The 15,978-nt window shown below is 66.0% G+C and carries 17 protein-coding genes; all 17 read left to right on the top strand.

Translation table 11 applies throughout. From position 1 onward, the window contains the following. On the top strand, positions 1 to 782 hold a 782-nt coding region (locus B4F19_RS07575; protein ID WP_349675946.1), incomplete at its 5' end, for a hypothetical protein. Continuing rightward, positions 779 to 5,296, top strand: coding sequence for an FtsK/SpoIIIE domain-containing protein (locus tag B4F19_RS07570; RefSeq protein WP_292733815.1), 4,518 nt, complete (start codon positions 779 to 781; stop codon positions 5,294 to 5,296). The genes B4F19_RS07575 and B4F19_RS07570, both read left to right, overlap by 4 nt. Positions 5,297 to 5,338: 42 nt before the next feature. Beyond that, positions 5,339 to 5,629: a hypothetical protein gene (locus B4F19_RS07565; protein ID WP_292725654.1), complete on the top strand. Its 291-nt coding sequence runs from the start codon at positions 5,339 to 5,341 to the stop codon at positions 5,627 to 5,629. A gap of 10 nt (positions 5,630 to 5,639) precedes the next feature. Beyond that, positions 5,640 to 6,848, top strand: a complete 1,209-nt coding sequence (locus tag B4F19_RS07560) for a hypothetical protein (protein WP_292725652.1) — start codon at positions 5,640 to 5,642, stop codon at positions 6,846 to 6,848. Beyond that, entirely contained in the window at positions 6,841 to 7,104 is a 264-nt protein-coding gene (locus B4F19_RS07555; RefSeq protein ID WP_292725650.1) for a hypothetical protein, read from the top strand. Before B4F19_RS07560 ends, B4F19_RS07555 begins: the two co-directional genes overlap by 8 nt. Further along, entirely contained in the window at positions 7,101 to 7,664 is a 564-nt protein-coding gene (locus B4F19_RS07550) for a hypothetical protein (RefSeq protein WP_292733812.1), read from the top strand. The genes B4F19_RS07555 and B4F19_RS07550 overlap by 4 nt, the downstream gene beginning before the upstream one ends. After that, on the top strand, positions 7,661 to 8,329 hold the full coding sequence (locus B4F19_RS07545; RefSeq protein WP_292725646.1) for a hypothetical protein: 669 nt from the start codon (positions 7,661 to 7,663) through the stop codon (positions 8,327 to 8,329). The genes B4F19_RS07550 and B4F19_RS07545 overlap by 4 nt, the downstream gene beginning before the upstream one ends. A gap of 7 nt (positions 8,330 to 8,336) precedes the next feature. Beyond that, the gene (locus tag B4F19_RS07540; RefSeq protein ID WP_292725644.1) at positions 8,337 to 9,011 is read left to right on the top strand and encodes a GPP34 family phosphoprotein; all 675 of its coding nucleotides are present in this window, start codon (positions 8,337 to 8,339) and stop codon (positions 9,009 to 9,011) included. Between the two features lie 116 nt (positions 9,012 to 9,127). Beyond that, entirely contained in the window at positions 9,128 to 9,424 is a 297-nt protein-coding gene (locus B4F19_RS07535; RefSeq protein WP_292725642.1) for a WXG100 family type VII secretion target, read from the top strand. A 105-nt stretch (positions 9,425 to 9,529) separates the two neighbouring features. Next, on the top strand, positions 9,530 to 10,267 hold the full coding sequence (locus B4F19_RS07530) for a hypothetical protein (RefSeq protein WP_292725640.1): 738 nt from the start codon (positions 9,530 to 9,532) through the stop codon (positions 10,265 to 10,267). Positions 10,268 to 10,272: 5 nt separating this feature from the next. Further along, a complete protein-coding gene (locus B4F19_RS07525) occupies positions 10,273 to 10,986 on the top strand; it encodes a hypothetical protein (protein WP_292733809.1) in 714 nt (237 codons plus the stop codon). Further along, positions 10,986 to 11,756 carry a hypothetical protein gene (locus B4F19_RS07520; protein WP_292733806.1) on the top strand — a complete coding sequence of 257 codons (771 nt, stop codon included), beginning with the start codon at positions 10,986 to 10,988 and terminating at the stop codon, positions 11,754 to 11,756. Before B4F19_RS07525 ends, B4F19_RS07520 begins: the two co-directional genes overlap by 1 nt. A gap of 10 nt (positions 11,757 to 11,766) precedes the next feature. Then, a complete protein-coding gene (locus B4F19_RS07515; RefSeq protein WP_292733803.1) occupies positions 11,767 to 11,982 on the top strand; it encodes a DUF2997 domain-containing protein in 216 nt (71 codons plus the stop codon). Then, complete coding sequence (locus tag B4F19_RS07510) at positions 11,979 to 12,476, top strand: hypothetical protein (protein WP_292733799.1); 498 nt, start codon at positions 11,979 to 11,981, stop codon at positions 12,474 to 12,476. Before B4F19_RS07515 ends, B4F19_RS07510 begins: the two co-directional genes overlap by 4 nt. Further along, entirely contained in the window at positions 12,473 to 13,258 is a 786-nt protein-coding gene (locus B4F19_RS07505) for a hypothetical protein (RefSeq protein WP_292733796.1), read from the top strand. The genes B4F19_RS07510 and B4F19_RS07505 overlap by 4 nt, the downstream gene beginning before the upstream one ends. Then, the gene (locus tag B4F19_RS07500) at positions 13,251 to 14,897 is read left to right on the top strand and encodes an AAA family ATPase (RefSeq protein ID WP_292733793.1); all 1,647 of its coding nucleotides are present in this window, start codon (positions 13,251 to 13,253) and stop codon (positions 14,895 to 14,897) included. Before B4F19_RS07505 ends, B4F19_RS07500 begins: the two co-directional genes overlap by 8 nt. Further along, positions 14,887 to 15,543: a 4Fe-4S single cluster domain-containing protein gene (locus B4F19_RS07495; protein WP_292725628.1), complete on the top strand. Its 657-nt coding sequence runs from the start codon at positions 14,887 to 14,889 to the stop codon at positions 15,541 to 15,543. Before B4F19_RS07500 ends, B4F19_RS07495 begins: the two co-directional genes overlap by 11 nt. The last annotated feature ends 435 nt before the right edge of the window (positions 15,544 to 15,978 follow it).

The raw sequence follows: 15,978 nt of genomic DNA, 5'->3' as shown, positions 1-15,978 counted from the left end.
ACGACACGATGGATGACGACACGACAGCGTCGACGCTGACGATCGACTTCTGCGGCGAGCGCCACGCCTGCACGCCAGGGAGGACTTTCAGCGTCGGCCGCGATGCCGATCTCAGCATCGACGACAACCGCTACCTGCACAGGCGACTGCTGGAATTCGAGTGGGCGTCCGGGATGTGGTGGATGACGAACTGCGGCCAGTCGATCACCGTCGGGGTGGCAACGGCGGACGGCACCTACCAGGCAATGCTGGGCCCGGCCGGCCGCATGCCACTCGTGTCATCGCCGCTGAGCGTCGTGTTCAGCGCGGGCCCGTTCACGTACGAACTCGGGGTCATCCTTGACGGCTCCTCGGCGAATCCGGCGCCGGATGCCGCCTTGCCGGTCTCCACCGGCGCCGACACCGCACTGTCGGCAACGCTCGGCGCCACCACCTTCACCCCGAGCCAGCGGCTGCTGATCATCGCGCTATGCGAACCGATGCTTCGCGACGGGATGGCAGGCGCAAGCCGCATTCCCTCGTCCGCCGAAGCCGCAGAGCGTCTCGGGTGGCCGATCACGACCTTCAACCGCAAACTCGATAACGTCTGCGACAAACTCGACCGCGACGGCGTCCCGGGTCTGCGTGGCGGGGTCGGGAAGCTCGCCCGCAACCGCAAGTCACGCCTGGTCGAACACGCGATCATGGCACGGCTGGTGACACCGACGGACCTGGCACTGTTGGATGCCGGTCAGCCAAGGGAGATCGCCCCACAGACGGCTAGTGGCGGGAGCACACGATGAGAACGAAGTTGACACTGATCCGCCCGGACGCCACCTACACCGACCTGACCATATTCGTCGACGCGGGCGCACACGTGGCAGACGTCGCTGACGCAATCGCCTCACGAGACCCGCAGCACTCGACCCTTGGCCCGCAGACGATCACGGTCAACAGAAGCGGAACGTGGAACGCCATCGATCCCACGATGCCCTTTCAAGATGCGGGCATTGTCTCGGGATCTCACATCAGCCTGATCGACTCCGGCTCAGAACCCGCACGTCTTGCGATGGCGGCCGGGCAACCGACCGCTCGGTTCCGGGCATCAGGCGGCACAGACGACGCGCGAGTATTCACCGTCACCGGTCGAACGACCTCGATCGGTCGCGGTGAGGCAAACGGCATCGCTCTGACTGACCCATCGGTCTCAAAGTCCCACGCCGTCATCGACATCCTCGATGACGCCGTCACGATCATCGATCAGCAATCGGCAAACGGTCTTGTCATCGACGGAGGCATGCTCTCACGCGCGACCCTGCGGCCGGGTTGGAGCGTCGCGCTCGGCGACGTGACGCTCACACTCATCGACGTCGTCGGCGTGCCCGGACGCACCCCGCGCGAACCAGCGTCGATTCCGTTCAACCGGTCACCACGCGTCGAGGCACGGTTTCCGGGAACGGAGTTCCCCTCCCCGGAGCCACCCATCGAGCAGGACCGCCAGCCGTTCCCCTGGCTCATCATGATCGCGCCGCTCATCATGGGTGCCGTCTTGTTCTCGATCACGCAGTCGCCGCTATCGATTGCTTTCGTCGCGCTCTCCCCGGTCCTGATGCTCGCAAACTGGTTGACCACTCGTGGAACACGGCGCCGACGCATGCGCGACCAGATCCGCCGATTCGGTGCACAGATGGAATCTCTTCGCACCAAACTCGCCACGTCGCTCACTCTCGAGCACCAGATCCGCCTCAAAGAGGCCCCCTCGACTGACGAGGTCGTCGCCGCGGCCCTCGGCCGGACCGAACTGCTGTGGACACGCCGACCGGAGCACTGGTCGTTTCTAAACGTTCGGATCGGAACGGGGACCCTCGCCAGCCGATCACGCATCGCCGACATACCCGGTCAGGAACGCGCGCTACCCGAGTACGTGGACGAGCTCAGTTCCCTGGCCGACGAATTCGCACTCGTACCCGCAGTTCCTGTGTTCGAGAACCTGCACGACTCCGGCAGCATTGGTGTCGCGGGACCAGTCGGAGCCGCGGAGGAAGCCGCTGCCGCCCTGATCACTCAGCTCACCGGACTCCACTCCCCGGATGAGCTAGTCGTCTCGGCAATCGTCGGCCCAAGTACGGGGAACTCCTTCGAGTGGATGCGATGGCTTCCCCACACATCCTCGCCTAGCAGCCCGCTCAACGCTATCCCGCATCTGACCGACAGCGAATCGAGTACGCGTGTTCTCATCGCCGCGCTCGAAGAGCTCGTCGATGCACGTGCACCGGCATCCAAGCGGGACGCGTACGCAAGGCGCGCCATGGCTGTGTCGGACTCCGCGGTTGCGCGCGCGGCACAGATCGGCGAGGACGACTCGGCGGCGCTACCACCGTCGATACCCCTACCTGCGATCGTTGTGCTGATCGCGCACGATTGCATCGCGGACCGTGGCCGTCTCGTCCAGTTGATGGAGCGTGCGCCGGATGCGGGTGTCTACGGGATCTGGCTCGAAGCCTCGTCGGCTCAGTTACCAGCGGTGTGTCGCACGTTTCTCGAGTTCTCCACCATCGGGTCCCCCGACGCGCGAATCGGCCATGTGCGCCAGGGAGAGCAGTTCACCCCTGTCCAACCCGAGCGGATCGACCATGAACGGTGCGCGGCGTTCGCACGTTCGCTCGCGCCCGTCACGGATGCTGGCGCCTATTCAGCCGAGGCGTCCGACGTTCCGAGGTCGGTGTCCCTCGTAACCCTTCTGGACTCAGAGCTACTCACGTCCACCGCCGCAGTGATCGACCGATGGGCTCAGAACGAGTCGCTGATCGATCGCTCGGCAGCGCCCTCCGGTCGCCATCGTCCTGGCAGGCTACGCGCGATCATCGGGCAAGGCGGGACGGATGCCATGCACCTCGATCTCAGGGCCCAGGGCCCTCACGCACTCGTGGGGGGGACCACCGGATCCGGAAAGAGCGAGTTCCTGCAGACGTGGGTGCTCGCCATGGCTGCCGAGTACAGCCCCGATCGCGTGACCTTCCTCTTCGTCGATTACAAGGGCGGTTCAGCGTTCGCCGACTGCGTGTCCCTGCCGCACTCGGTCGGCCTTGTTACTGATCTCAGCCCGCATCTGGTCCGACGCGCCCTGACAAGTCTGCGCGCAGAACTGCACTATCGCGAGCATTTGTTCAACCGCAAGAAGGTCAAGGACATCCTCGAGATGGAGAGCCTTCGTGACTCCGAGACCCCGCCAGCGCTCGTCATCGTCATCGATGAGTTCGCGGCACTCGTAAGCGACGTTCCAGAGTTCGTGGACGGTGTGGTCGACATCGCCCAGCGAGGTCGTTCACTCGGCATCCATCTCATTCTCGCGACGCAACGCCCTGCCGGAGTGATCCGAGACAATCTGCGTGCGAACACGAACTTGCGCATCGCTTTGCGCATGGCCGACGAGGCAGATTCTGTCGATGTGCTCGGCACGCCAGCCGCAGCTCACTTCGACCCGAGTATTCCCGGCCGCGCGAGCGCGAAGACGGGCCCCGGACGGCTCACGCCCTTTCAGGCCGCCTACGCGGGAGGGTGGACAACCGGCGAGAAGCCCGCTCCGTCGATAGACGTGGCCGAGTTGCGCTTCGGCTCACCCGTGCTGTGGGAAGTGCCCGACACGGAAGACGCTCCACGCGTCTCCGACCCTGGCCCGACTGATCAGACGCGACTGGTACGTAGCATCGGCGAAGCGTTCATCGGCGCCCGCCTACCATCGCCCCGGCGTCCGTGGATGCCCGAGTTGGCGCAGATCTACGATCTGGCACGACTCCCCCAGCGAACGGACACGAAACTGGTCATTGGAGTGGCCGACCTCCCCCACCGCCAGGCTCAGGAGCCGGTCTCTTTCCTGCCGGACATCGACGGCCATCTCGCGATCTACGGCACGGGCGGCTCAGGAAAGTCCACGGCTCTACGCACGCTCGCGATCTCCGCAGGCATCACTCCAAGGGGCGGGATCGTCGATGTCTACGGTCTTGACTTCGGATCTGGCGGCCTACGCATGTTGGAACCGCTCCCCCATGTCGGCGCAGTGATCGCAGGTGACGACTCCGAGCGCGTTGTGCGCCTGTTCCGAATGCTCCAAGCGGAACTGACCCGGCGGGCAGCGCTCTTCGGCGAAGCACGCGCGTCGACGATCGACGACTATCGCGCATCCATGGGCAGCGAAGACCTCGCGCGAATCTTGCTCCTCGTCGATGGATTCCCTGCCTTCCGTGCCGAATACGAGGTGGGAGCGGGGCGCGCAGAGTGGTATGCCGCCTTCCTCCAGTTACTCTCGGATGGGCGGCCTTTCGGCATCCATATCGCACTGACTGCCGACCGTGCAGCGAGCGTGCCGTCAGCTGTGGGGGCGTCCATCTCTCGTCGGGTCGTACTCCGCCTGGCCGAGGAGACTGGATACACCCTTCTGAACGTGGAGGACGACATCCTTTCTCCGACCTCGCCGTCAGGCAGAGCGATCATCGACGGGTGGGAGACGCAGATCGCAGTGCTCGGAGGCTCTCGGAGCACGGTTGATCAGGTACGTGCGATCGCCGACCTCGGCGCGACGATCGCCGCGCGGCGACGACCCGCCGAGCAGGTGCGCGCCCTGCCGAGAAAGGTTCTGCTCTCGGAACTCCCGACAGCAGTGGAAGGAGAGCCGGTTCTCGGGATCTCGGATGAGACGCTCGAACCGGTGGGATTCGAGCCAGCTGGCGCAATGCTCATCGCCGGGGCGCCTTCGAGCGGTCGGACGAACGCGCTGCTTTCACTGGCCTCGGCACTGAGCCGAGCTCAGCCGGAGTCTGAACTGTACTTCATCGGCGGTAAAAGATCTCGGCTCGCTGGTCTGGCCCTCTGGACTCAGACAGCACTCGACATTGATGAAACGACCTCGCTTGCCAGAGAGCTCTCAGCTCGGGTCGGTGGCGAGTCTGTCCCGCACATCGCAGTCTTTGTTGAGGGGTTCTCAGACTTCCTCTCGACGCCCGCCGACGCAGCTCTCGTCGAACTCATCAAACTGATCAAGCGCTCCGACCACTTCTTCGTCGCCGAGGCAGAGACTGCGGGCTGGGGCTCCTCCTGGCCACTTCTCGGCGAAGTGAAATCCGCCCGACGCGGCATCATCCTCCAGCCCGACCCGATGGATGGCGACCAGATCATGCGCACGCCGTTCCCAAAGGTCTCTCGCGCGGAGTTCCCGCCCGGCCGCGGCTACCTCGTCCGGGGCGGACGAGTGACGCGGGTTCAGATGCCTTTGGTCGATGGGGAGGACTCCCCATCGACCAAAGGCGGAGGACGTCGCTAGCGTGAGGGACAGACACCGGGGACAGCAGCTTAGGGAGACGACGTGGCGGATCTGAGAATCGATCTCGACGGTCTGGAATCAGCGGACGTGCAACTCGGGCGAGTCGAGCGCGCCTTCGAGCACTCGGACTCGATCGCCGCCGGAGTCGCCGACCTCGTCGGGCACTCGGGGCTTGCAGGCAAGCTCAGCGAATTCTCCAACGCCTGGGACCTCCACCGCGACGACATGCTCACCGGTGTGCGGGCCGTCCGCAAGACGGTGAGGAAAGTTCACGATGAATTCGCGGCTGTGGACCGCGAGCTCGCGTCGAACCTGAACGGGGACGGCAGCTGACTTGTCGTGGATGAGCCCCATCCCGGGAGATCCCGCAGGCGTGAAGGACGCGGCAGCACGTTACCTGAGCACGGCCGACAGCATCGATGAGGCTGCCAGAGAACTGCTCCGTGTCGCCAACGAGATCCGAACCATCAGCCTGGCTGTCGACCAGGTACGCAGCCAGTCGGCCGAACTGGCCGGCGTGATCGAACGCGCCGAGACTCGCTACCGCGGGACAGGCGACGCACTGCACACCTACGCGGTGGCGCTACAGGAAGCACAGCGGAAGCACGAAAGCGCGATGGCGAGCGCTCGAAGCGGCAGTTCCGATCTTGACAACGCCTCGTACTACCGCGACTACTACCGCGAGCTGGCGGAGACACCTGGTCCCGAACAGCTCGAGATGATCGAGAAGTATCGGCACTGGCGCGAAAAGGCAGAAAACGCTCAACACGACGTCGATGTCGCGCACCAGCAGGCGGCAGCCGCCTACGAGGAACGGGATTCCGCCGCGCTGGTTGCCATGAGCTCCATCGTCACGGCCATGGAGGCCTCGGGGCTCAACGACACTCTGTGGGACCATCTCGCCGCAGTCTGGGACGGAATAGTCGAATTCTGGGTGACCGTCGTAATCCCCGCGCTCGAAGCGATCGTCGCCTTCATCGACGAGTACGGCTGGATTCTCGACGTCCTGGCAACGATCTTTACGATCGCCGCAGTCTTCTTCCCGGCTCTCGCGGTCGTCGCCGCGGCTCTGCGTCTCATCTCCCTCGCGGTCAACGCACTTGCATTCGTTGCGACGCTTGCCCTCACTTTGTCCGGGCGGAAGTCGCTGGGTGATCTCATCGGCGCGAGCATCGGCCTCGCTCTTGCATTCACGGGAACCATCGGGAAGGGCGCATTCGCCAACGGCTTGCGTAACGTGACCGCGGACTTTCGTTTCGTTACCAGCCCGGCGAGCTGGTCGACACTCGCGCAGCCGCAGCTTGCCTTCCGCACAGTGTTTCAGCTGGAGGGGCTGCACGCTGCGAGCGAGCTCGCGAGCAGCGGGGCTCGGAACGTGCTTACGCACGACACGATGCAGGCGATCATCGATTCGGCAGGGCGCGAAGCGCTCGCCGATGGCCTCAAGGACGCCGCTGGCGGGATCGTCCACGACTACGTTGTAACCAAGGCGATCGAGAACGTGAGTTCGGGGTGGACGGACATGATAGTGGGGGTGTTCGAGAATGTCTGAGACCGCATCACAACATGCCGATGACGTACTCGGCCTGTTCTGGCTGTCCGAACACTACACACCCGAAGCCTGGGCAACGGCGGTCATCGCGGATGAGTTCTCAGCGCAGTACCGCGGACCAAGAGAATCCTTGGAGTCGCTCGATCGGGCCGGCTCTGTTGACGTCGACAGAATCGTCGATGTCCTCGAGCCGATCATCGCGCGTTCCGTGGCCGAAGGGCGCACACTGGCCTCGATGGCGGAGGAAGAGCTGTGAACCTGCCACGTCCTTTCGTCTTCAGCCTGCCAGGAGAGTGGATTCAACTCGCGTCGATCCGCGACGTAAATCTGCTCTCGACCGGCGACTCGCATGTATCCCCCGCGAGACAGCGCAGGCTAAAACGTGAAGTCTCAGCCATGCAGGCCTGGGCTTCCGACACGGCCGCGGCGAGCGTCTGGCTGCAGGTTGTCGACGGTGGTGCGGTCGCGATCGCCGAACTCGCGCTTCGCCCCGCCTCGGCTCCCTCCGCTGCGGCACTCGTGGAGTCCCTTGCACTGAGCCAGCCTGTCGGGTATCGGCGTCAGCTCGTCTCGACGCGGAGCATTAACGTGGCTCCAGGCGTGAGCGTCGCTTACGGTCGGGAGATCATCGCGGGTCCGACGCCGCCTCATCGGCTCGTTGCCTGTTTCAGTGCGTGGCTTTTCGATGATTCGACGCCGGGCGAAGTCTGGAACATGCGAGTGTCTACGCCCCATCTGGACCGCGAAGAACAGATCGCCGAAGCTGGCCTCGCTTCCCTGGCCAGGCTCGCGGAAACCTACCTGGGGGTATCGTGACGACCACTCATGCCGGTGAGGACGTACTCACCTTCATTCTTCCCGGGTCTTGGCTGCGAATCCCGCTCGCGGAGCCGGACGCGCGCAAGGAAGCAATCTCACGCGCTGCCTTGGTCGCCTTTGGGCGCTCCGATGAACACGCCAGCCTCCGGCAAGCGTTTCGGCAAGAACTCACCCGAGCCGCGGTGGCCTCCGCAGATGCCGGAGCCTCCGGCTGGTACATAGCCTCGCAAATCATCGAAGGCGTCCCGCTGCCGGCGACTCTCACCGTCACACTCTCGGAGCCGATCATCGCGCTCTCGCGAAACAATGAGCGCAACCTCCTGCTGCTCCAGACGACAATGAGCCATTTCGAGAAGTCCGGATGGGTTGAAGATCCCTGGCACGACGAAATCGGCGGCTCGGTTGTGGCGCGTCGCGCCAAGACCACCGCGCCTACCTCCGAAGTCAGCGATCTCACGACACTGCCGACATCGCCGACCTATACGGTGATGTATTGGTTGACGGTGCCGCACGAGTCACGGATCGCGACCCTCGCCTTCGGAACAACGCAGCCCACGCTCCGATCAAGCCTACTTGAGCTGTTCGATGCGGTCGTGTCGAGCGTACGTTTCCCCCACTCCGAAACGCAGCCGGACACGCTCCCGCTCGACGGTGAGCGATAATCAAGGGATGACGGTCGCCTTCGACACGGGCAGGGCCCTCACTCTCGGAGAACGCCTCCTGCTGTTCAGCTTCCGACCCAACGGCGGAAAGGTAGCACGGCTCAAATGGGCAGGCGTTGCTGCTGCGATCGCGGGTGGCGCTATCGTCGATCTCGCCCTCCACGGGCTTGTCTCACCCAGTGGCGGTGGCCGCCTCGTGCCGAGATCTGCCACGCAGCACAACGGCAGGCAGGAAGTGCTCAAGGTGATCCAGCGCGACTCGCTACCTCGCGCGGACCGGGATCGGCCCGAACGGTGGATGCGGGACTGCACCCTCATCGCCCGATCAGTGGGACGAGGTCTCGCGGCGCAGGGCATCGGGCGAACGACATGGGCCGGTGGCTATCTTCCGCCCTCGTCTGCCACTGACGTGGCCGGCTGGGCAGCGGTGCGCGCAGCTCTGCTCGATGACATCCCGGCGGACAGCGAGACCGCACTGATCCTGTGGATATTGACGCTTGACGGACTGAACGCGGACTCCGTCTTTTCGAGAGATCCCCTCTCGAACGACGACCCCCACTGGTGGAAACGGGCGTATCGCGTTGCCGCGCCGACCTGGGAGTCCCTCGAGACTGCCGGCGCCGTTCGCGCCGCGTTGTCCGGCATCGCCCAGTACACGCGCTGGAGCCCAAGCCGCGCGTAAGCTCCGTGGGGAGTTCTCCCCATTGGAAGTTCCTCAGCCTCTGGATACTCTCGACTCACAACCCACGGGTGAGCATCATTCCGGGGGCGGAGTGATCGAAAGAATCGGAGACAGCAGTGGCCAACCTCAATGTCACATATGACGAAATGCGTCAGGCCGCGGGGCGCCTGCGCCAGGGCAAGGATGACATTCACAACACCCTCGGCGAGCTGAAGGCTCTCGTGGACAACCTCGTGAGCAGCGGGTACTCGACCGATCTGTCGAGCCCGGCGTTCCGCGACACCTACGACAGCTTCACCACCGGCACCAAGCAGGCGGTTGACGCTCTCGACGGACTCGCGCAGTACCTCGAAGTCGCTGCGCAGACGCTGGAGGAGACGGACTCTTCACTGGCCAACGCGATCAACAGCTGACAGCACCGCCCGACGACGTCTGACGGCGGGGTGGGGGCACTTCGCACCCCACCCCGCCGTCAGACCGTCCACTCGGGCAACAACCCGCAGTAGGTTCACGACACAATGACAATCGCCGATTCCGTCCCGACGCAGCAGCGGATCGTACGATTCTCGCGCGTGCTGTGGGCGATCGGCATCCTCGCCATCACCGCCATCGTCACATCGACCACCTTCACGTACATGCTCGGCGACGCTATGCGCGTGAACACCTATGCATGGATGCAGACGGAACCGCGTGTGGCAGCAGAAACCGACGCGTCAATGTACGCAGGGAGCGGCGCGATGCTCGTCCCCCTGCCGGAGAGTCTGGTCTCCCGCAGTCCCCTCGTCGTCACTGCGGACGAAGAGGTCGACTATCTGCGCTTCTACGTCACCGGGCCATCGCCCGCGGCAGAACCCGGGGCGGCGCATGCCACCGGCTTTGTGGACGCCTACCGACGAACCACCGTGCTGATGATGGCTCCCGACTCGCTGCTGTGGACCGCGGGCCAGGGGAACTGGACATTGACCTTCGACCAGCTTGATCCGATACGCGTCGACGGTTCGTACAGCGGCAGCGGTTCGCAGTTCCTCATGTATGAGGGACCCGCCGCGAGCGCGACGGCGACCTCGGACGGCGACGGGACCTTCAATATCGAGGTCTTCAGCGACGAGGGCTACGAGTGGGTCGTGAACGACAGCGACTCCGTGCAGACCCGGTTCTCGTGGGATCCGAACCCTCGCATCGTCATGTCGGTACGCACCGAGCACTCGTCGACTCCGTGGACGATCGACTTCGACACACCAGCGGTCTCCAAGTAGGTCTCGTGACAGCTGTCCCTCCCGGTATCCGCACCTACTCCGCACTCCTCTGGGTCGTCGGCGCGATCGTCATCGGGGCCATTGCGACGACCACCGTCGTTTCCGCGCTCTCCGGTCCGCCGCGATGGCTCACTGACTTCCCCTGGGAGCGGGAAAACCCCACCATCGCCACACAGAACGGGTCGACCTGGTCCGCGCCGGGGAACGCGATGATCGTCCTCCCCGACGCACTCACCACCGGCAGCGCCATCGAGGTGCGCCGCACCTCCGGGCAGGGTGAGCTCCTCTTTCTCGGGCAAAGCCCCTCCGCCGAGGCGGCACGCGACGAGCTCCCGCAGAGTCTCGGCATCCTGGATGCTGTGAACGCCGACACCGCGACGTTCGCATCTCCCGGTACCGTGCTGTGGGTGCGCACCGACGGCCCGTGGACCCTCGTCATCGAGCCGCTGCAGGCCGAGACGGTCGACAGCGCCGTCTCGGGCACGGGAACCCGCTACCTGCGCTACGACGGACCATCGAACACGGCCGGGTTCCGCCACGAGGGCGATGGCACGATCACGGTCGAAGTACTCACCGCCGCCGAGCGTGAAGCGCCCGTCATCTCACTCGGCGTGATCGACCAGCAGCTGACCTGGTCCTCGTCACCGGAGGTCGTCTTCCATATCATCGCCGAACCCGGAGCCGTCTGGAGTCTCTCCGTCGATGAGGGGACCCCCTGATGACCATATTTGCCGCTGCCACTGCCGGCCCCGCGGCAGCGCGCATCCGTGGCTACAGCATGGCCCTCTGGGCGGTCGGCGTCCTTGCCATCGGCGCCATCATCGGCCTCACCGCTTTCTCGGTCGCGCTCGCCCCCGGCGGCGACTCGGTCTACGCGTGGGAGTCGGACAACCCGCTTGCGGCCACCACGACGGACGGGGGAACGACTTGGAGCGCCGAGGACTCCGCGTATATCGAGGTTCCGGCATCCCTCGGCGACGCTCCCCTCGTGATCACGCTGACGGCGGGCGGTCCGTATGCGACGGTGGGCCTCAGCGGACCGGGGGCGACGACGGCCGACGGCTACCCGCCGCTGGTCGCGGTGCTGACCATCGACAAGGACGGCGTTCCCGTGGCGAGCACGCCTGGCAGCCGGCTGTGGGTGACATCCGAGCTCTCCTCCGGCGCTGAGGGTCCCTGGACGGTCACGCTCACCCCGCTCCCGGTCACCGACCTCGACGACGGAGAAACAGCAGGCTCCGGCAACGTTGACCTGCGCTACAGCGGCTCCGCGACGACCGCGACGCTCACGCAGACCGGGACCGGACTACTGGCCGTCGAGGTCATCACCCCGACCACGGAGCCCGAGGTACTCACCGCGGTCGATACATCCACACTCACGGTGGCGTGGTCACCGGGTGAGAGCGTGGTCCTGCGCATACGATCGGAGAGCACCACGGCATCCTGGACCGTCACGGTCGGCTCCGCTGCCGCCGGTGCCGGGGAGTAGGGGGAAGAGCATGGATGCCGCACGCATCGTTGTGACCGTCCGCGTCGACGGGACGATCGAGGCCGAGACGCACGGGGTGACCGGCGCCGCGTGCCTCGACTACATCGCCCGACTCGAGGACCTCATCGACGCCGGCACGGTCGCGTCGCGCTTCACCGAGGATTACCACGCCGCCTCGAGCAGCGCCTCCGTTCACACCGCGACGACCGACGAGGTGAGCGCGTGAGCGTCTCACTGCTGCTCGTCCCCGCGGTGATCGCCGCTGTCGCAGGCTCGACCGCGGCCGGCGCTGCCGGCGCGATCGGCACCCTCGCCTCGGGCTCTGCCGCGCAGAGCGACCGCTCTCTGATCGTCGCCACGCGCATGCGCGATCTGGGCCTGCTGAGCCAGGCCGTGGTCGACATCCACGGCACTGTCGCCGTCGCCGACGACGAGCACCTGTCGGCGATCGTCAGTGACCTGCGACTGGACATGACGCGCGGGGCGGACGGCATCTGGGCCGCGCACATCGACGCGGCCCGTACGGTCGATGTCGACGAAGCGAATGCCCTCATGCTCGCCCTGGACCGCGCCTATCTCGCGCGCGTGCAGCAGGCCGTTGCCGAACGCATCCGGCAGAACGCGGATGCCGCCGGGTTCCACGTGATCTCGGACACGGTCGAGGCGGACGCCAGCGTGCGCCTCGTTCTACAGGCGACCACCTCAGTAGGGGGATCATGAGCGCCGGCTGGCGGCCCGCGGCGACCCGCATCAGCGCCGCCCCCTCGATCGGATGGCTGCTGCTCATGAGCCTCTGGCTGCTGCCGATCCTCGCCGGATTCGGGCGGCTCACCTGGCTCGGGTTCGCCGTGATCGGCGCCCTCACCGTACGCACGTCTTGGATCATCACCTCAGGCATCTATGCGCTGGCCGCTGCCGCGATCCCCTTCCTGCCATGGAGCGAGGCCGTCACGTGGGGCTACCCCGCCCTGTGGATCGTCGGCATCATCCACGCGCTCATTGTCAGCCCCTCATGGCTGAACGAGGCCTGGAGACGCAGGCAGAACGGGCTCCCCTGGTTCCGCCCCGCCCCGAGGGCATCCCGCCCGTCACCGCCCATGCCGACGCAACCCTCGAGCCCCCGCGCGGTGGATGTCGACACGGGCGTCTTCGGCGTCAGCACCGCCGACTACCTGGCACCCACGCCCGCCCCCGCAATCGGGCCGGCAGCCGCCGCCACGGAGACACACTCGGGGCCGGCACCGGCGGTGAACGCGCAGCTCGATCCACAGACCGCCACGGTCGACCAGCTCGCCGCACTGCCCTTCATGGGGCAACCCCGCGCGGAGTACGTCGTCGCGCATCGCGCCGCGCACCCCGTGCGCACGCTCGATGAGCTGATCGCGCTCCTCGCCCTGCAGCCGCACGAGGCGGCCGCGATGCGCGGTTCGCTCACCTTCGCGTCGAAGCCCAGCGCGACCCGACAGCCGCCCGCTGCCGGGGGAAGGATCCTGGATGTCTGAACACCGCGCATTCCGCGACGAGCTCGCCCTGCTGCTGAAGGCCCGCTTCCCGCTGCTGTACATCGAGTCCTTCGAAGAGGGTCGGGTGCTCGCGGAGATCCGCGCGGTGGCCGCAGACCCGGAACGCATCCGCACGCCGCGACCGGTGTGGGTGTGGTCGGCGACCTCGGGCCTGGTCGGGCCGGACGGCTCCGCGGTCGCCGCATCCACTGATCCGGGTCGCGCCCTCGATCGTGTGGCCGGCCACGATGACCCCGCAGTGTTCGTCTTCTGCGACCTGCACGCCTCGCTCGGCGCCGGTCAGCGTCCCGCAGACCCGGCCGTGGTGCGGCGCCTGCGCGAGACTGCTGCGCTGTTCCAGACCGGTTCCCTCGCCCGGACGCTGGTCATCGTCGCCCCGGAGCTGTGCATCCCCACCGACCTGAGCAAGGACGTGACGATCGTCGATTTCGCGCTGCCCACTTCCGAGGAGATCCGCGACACGCTCGAGGCGATGATCGCCGCGAACACCCAGAGCGGCCGCATCCGTGTTGACCTCGACGAGCAGGGTCGCGAGCGCCTCGTGAGTGCGGCCCGCGGGCTGACGCTCCAAGAGGCCGAGAACGCGTTCGCCCGCGCCATCGTGCAGGACGGGAGCCTCAGCGCCGACGACGTGCGGATCGTCACCGATGAGAAACGCCAGACCATCCGCAAGTCCGGGGTTCTCGAGTATGTTTCGGCAGACCTCGACCTGGACGATGTCGGCGGCCTGCAGAACCTGAAGCGCTGGCTCACGAAGCGCAACAACTCCTGGCTGGCCGAGGCGTCGGCATGGGGCCTGCCGGCCCCGAGGGGGGTGCTCATCACCGGTGTACCCGGCTGTGGCAAGTCGCTGACCGCGAAAGCCATCGCTGCCGCCTGGCAGCTTCCCCTGCTGCGGTTGGACGTGGGGCGCGTCTTCTCGGGTTTGGTGGGCTCCAGCGAGCAGAACATGCGCACCGCCCTACGCGCGGCAGAGGCGATCGCGCCTTGCGTGCTCTGGATCGATGAGATCGAGAAAGGGTTCTCCGGCGCGGGAGGCGGCAACGACTCCGGAACCTCGAGCCGCGTGTTCGGCTCATTCCTCAGTTGGATGCAGGACAAAACCGCGCCTGTCTTCGTCATCGCGACAGCCAACAACATCGATGCACTCCCACCGGAGTTCTTGCGTAAGGGTCGCTTCGACGAGATCTTCTTCGTCGATCTTCCCACCGACCCCGAGCGCCGCCAGATCTGGCAGGTACACCTCGCAAAAGCCCTGAGCCGGCCCGCCGTAGCGGGGGCCATCACCCTCGACGAGCCCACCCTCGCTTCCCTCGCTGATGCGAGTGAGGGATATTCGGGAGCCGAGATCGAGCAGGCCGTCGTCGCTGCGCTCTTCGACGCCTATGGCGAGCAGCGACCCCTCATCGTGCCCGATCTGATCCGTGCGGTCGCGACCATGGTCCCCCTCAGCATCACGATGGCACCCCAGATTGCGGGCATCCGTTCGTGGGCGAGCGTTCGCGCCGTCGCCGCGACAGCGTCTGAAGACAGGGCAGGCTACGCACCGTCCAGTTCGGATGCCGAGGCAGACACCGCAGCCGGAGAAGCCCGTGGGGGTCGACTCGTTGACTTCTGACGTCGTGCGGGTGGCGCGCATCGTGCCGCGCACGATCGCGGAGGGCCCCGGCGAGCGCTTCGCGATCTGGGTGCAGGGTTGCTCGATCCGGTGCCCAGGATGCTTCAATCCCCAGTTCTGGGGAGCGCGCGGGGGAACCGAACAGACCGTGCACGATCTGCTGGACGCGGTACCCGTGGATGTCGAGGGCGTGACGCTGCTCGGTGGAGAGCCGTTCGAGCAGCCAGGCGCCCTGGGCGTCTTCGCCGAGCAGGTTCGCGCCCGCGGCCAGAGCGTCATGACCTTCAGCGGCTATACCGTGGCCCAGTTGCAGTCCCGCGCCCAGACCGACGCGGGTGTGGCGCGCCTGCTTGCAGCGACAGACCTCCTCGTGGACGGCCCCTTCGACCGAAACCAGATCGACCGAGAACGACCGTGGGTGGGTTCGCGCAACCAAGGATTTCACGCGTTGTCGTCTCGCTACGATGCTCTGGTGAACCGCTGGCACGAGTCTCCGGATCTGCTCGAGGTTCGCGTCCTGCCCAGCGGCCAGGTCGAGATCAACGGGTGGGCTGAGACCCGCGACATCGAGGATCTGCTTGACGGACTGCGACTGAACGGCCGGATTGGCACGCCGACCGGCAGGACCGCTAGTGTCCTGTCCTAAGAGCGGAGTGCCGCTGCACCGCTCTTCATCACCCGGGGGGACAAGATGACCGGCGCTCCACCTGCGGTACTTGTCGCGTTCGACACGGCTAGTACGCCCGACCGAATATCGGGAGCCGCGCACATCAGCGCCAGTCGCGTCACGAGCCGGCGCTGGGCGCTCCTTCCGAGCCCGTCCACGCCAGATCACACCCGGTTCGCCGTGTCGCTCAACGGAAACACAATCGGTGAACTCGGCGTCCGGTGCCGAATTGCCGGCGCACGGTGGTCGGCGCTGGTGGAGGTGTCCGGCGACATGTCCGACCCCGAGGTCAGCTCGGGAGTAGGCGCATTCGCGACGGCATTCGCTGACGTCGTGCGTGCCACCGATCCATCCCTGCGTCAGATCGCCGGAACACCCAGCAGTAGCCATCCTCTACCCCCCCCCCCCCCCCCC

Source organism: Microbacterium sp. UBA1097 (assembly GCF_002313585.1).
In the GTDB taxonomy this organism is placed as follows: domain Bacteria; phylum Actinomycetota; class Actinomycetes; order Actinomycetales; family Microbacteriaceae; genus Microbacterium.
The sequence above is the reverse complement of the archived record's forward strand: the minus strand, read 5'-3'. Positions and strand labels throughout refer to the sequence as shown.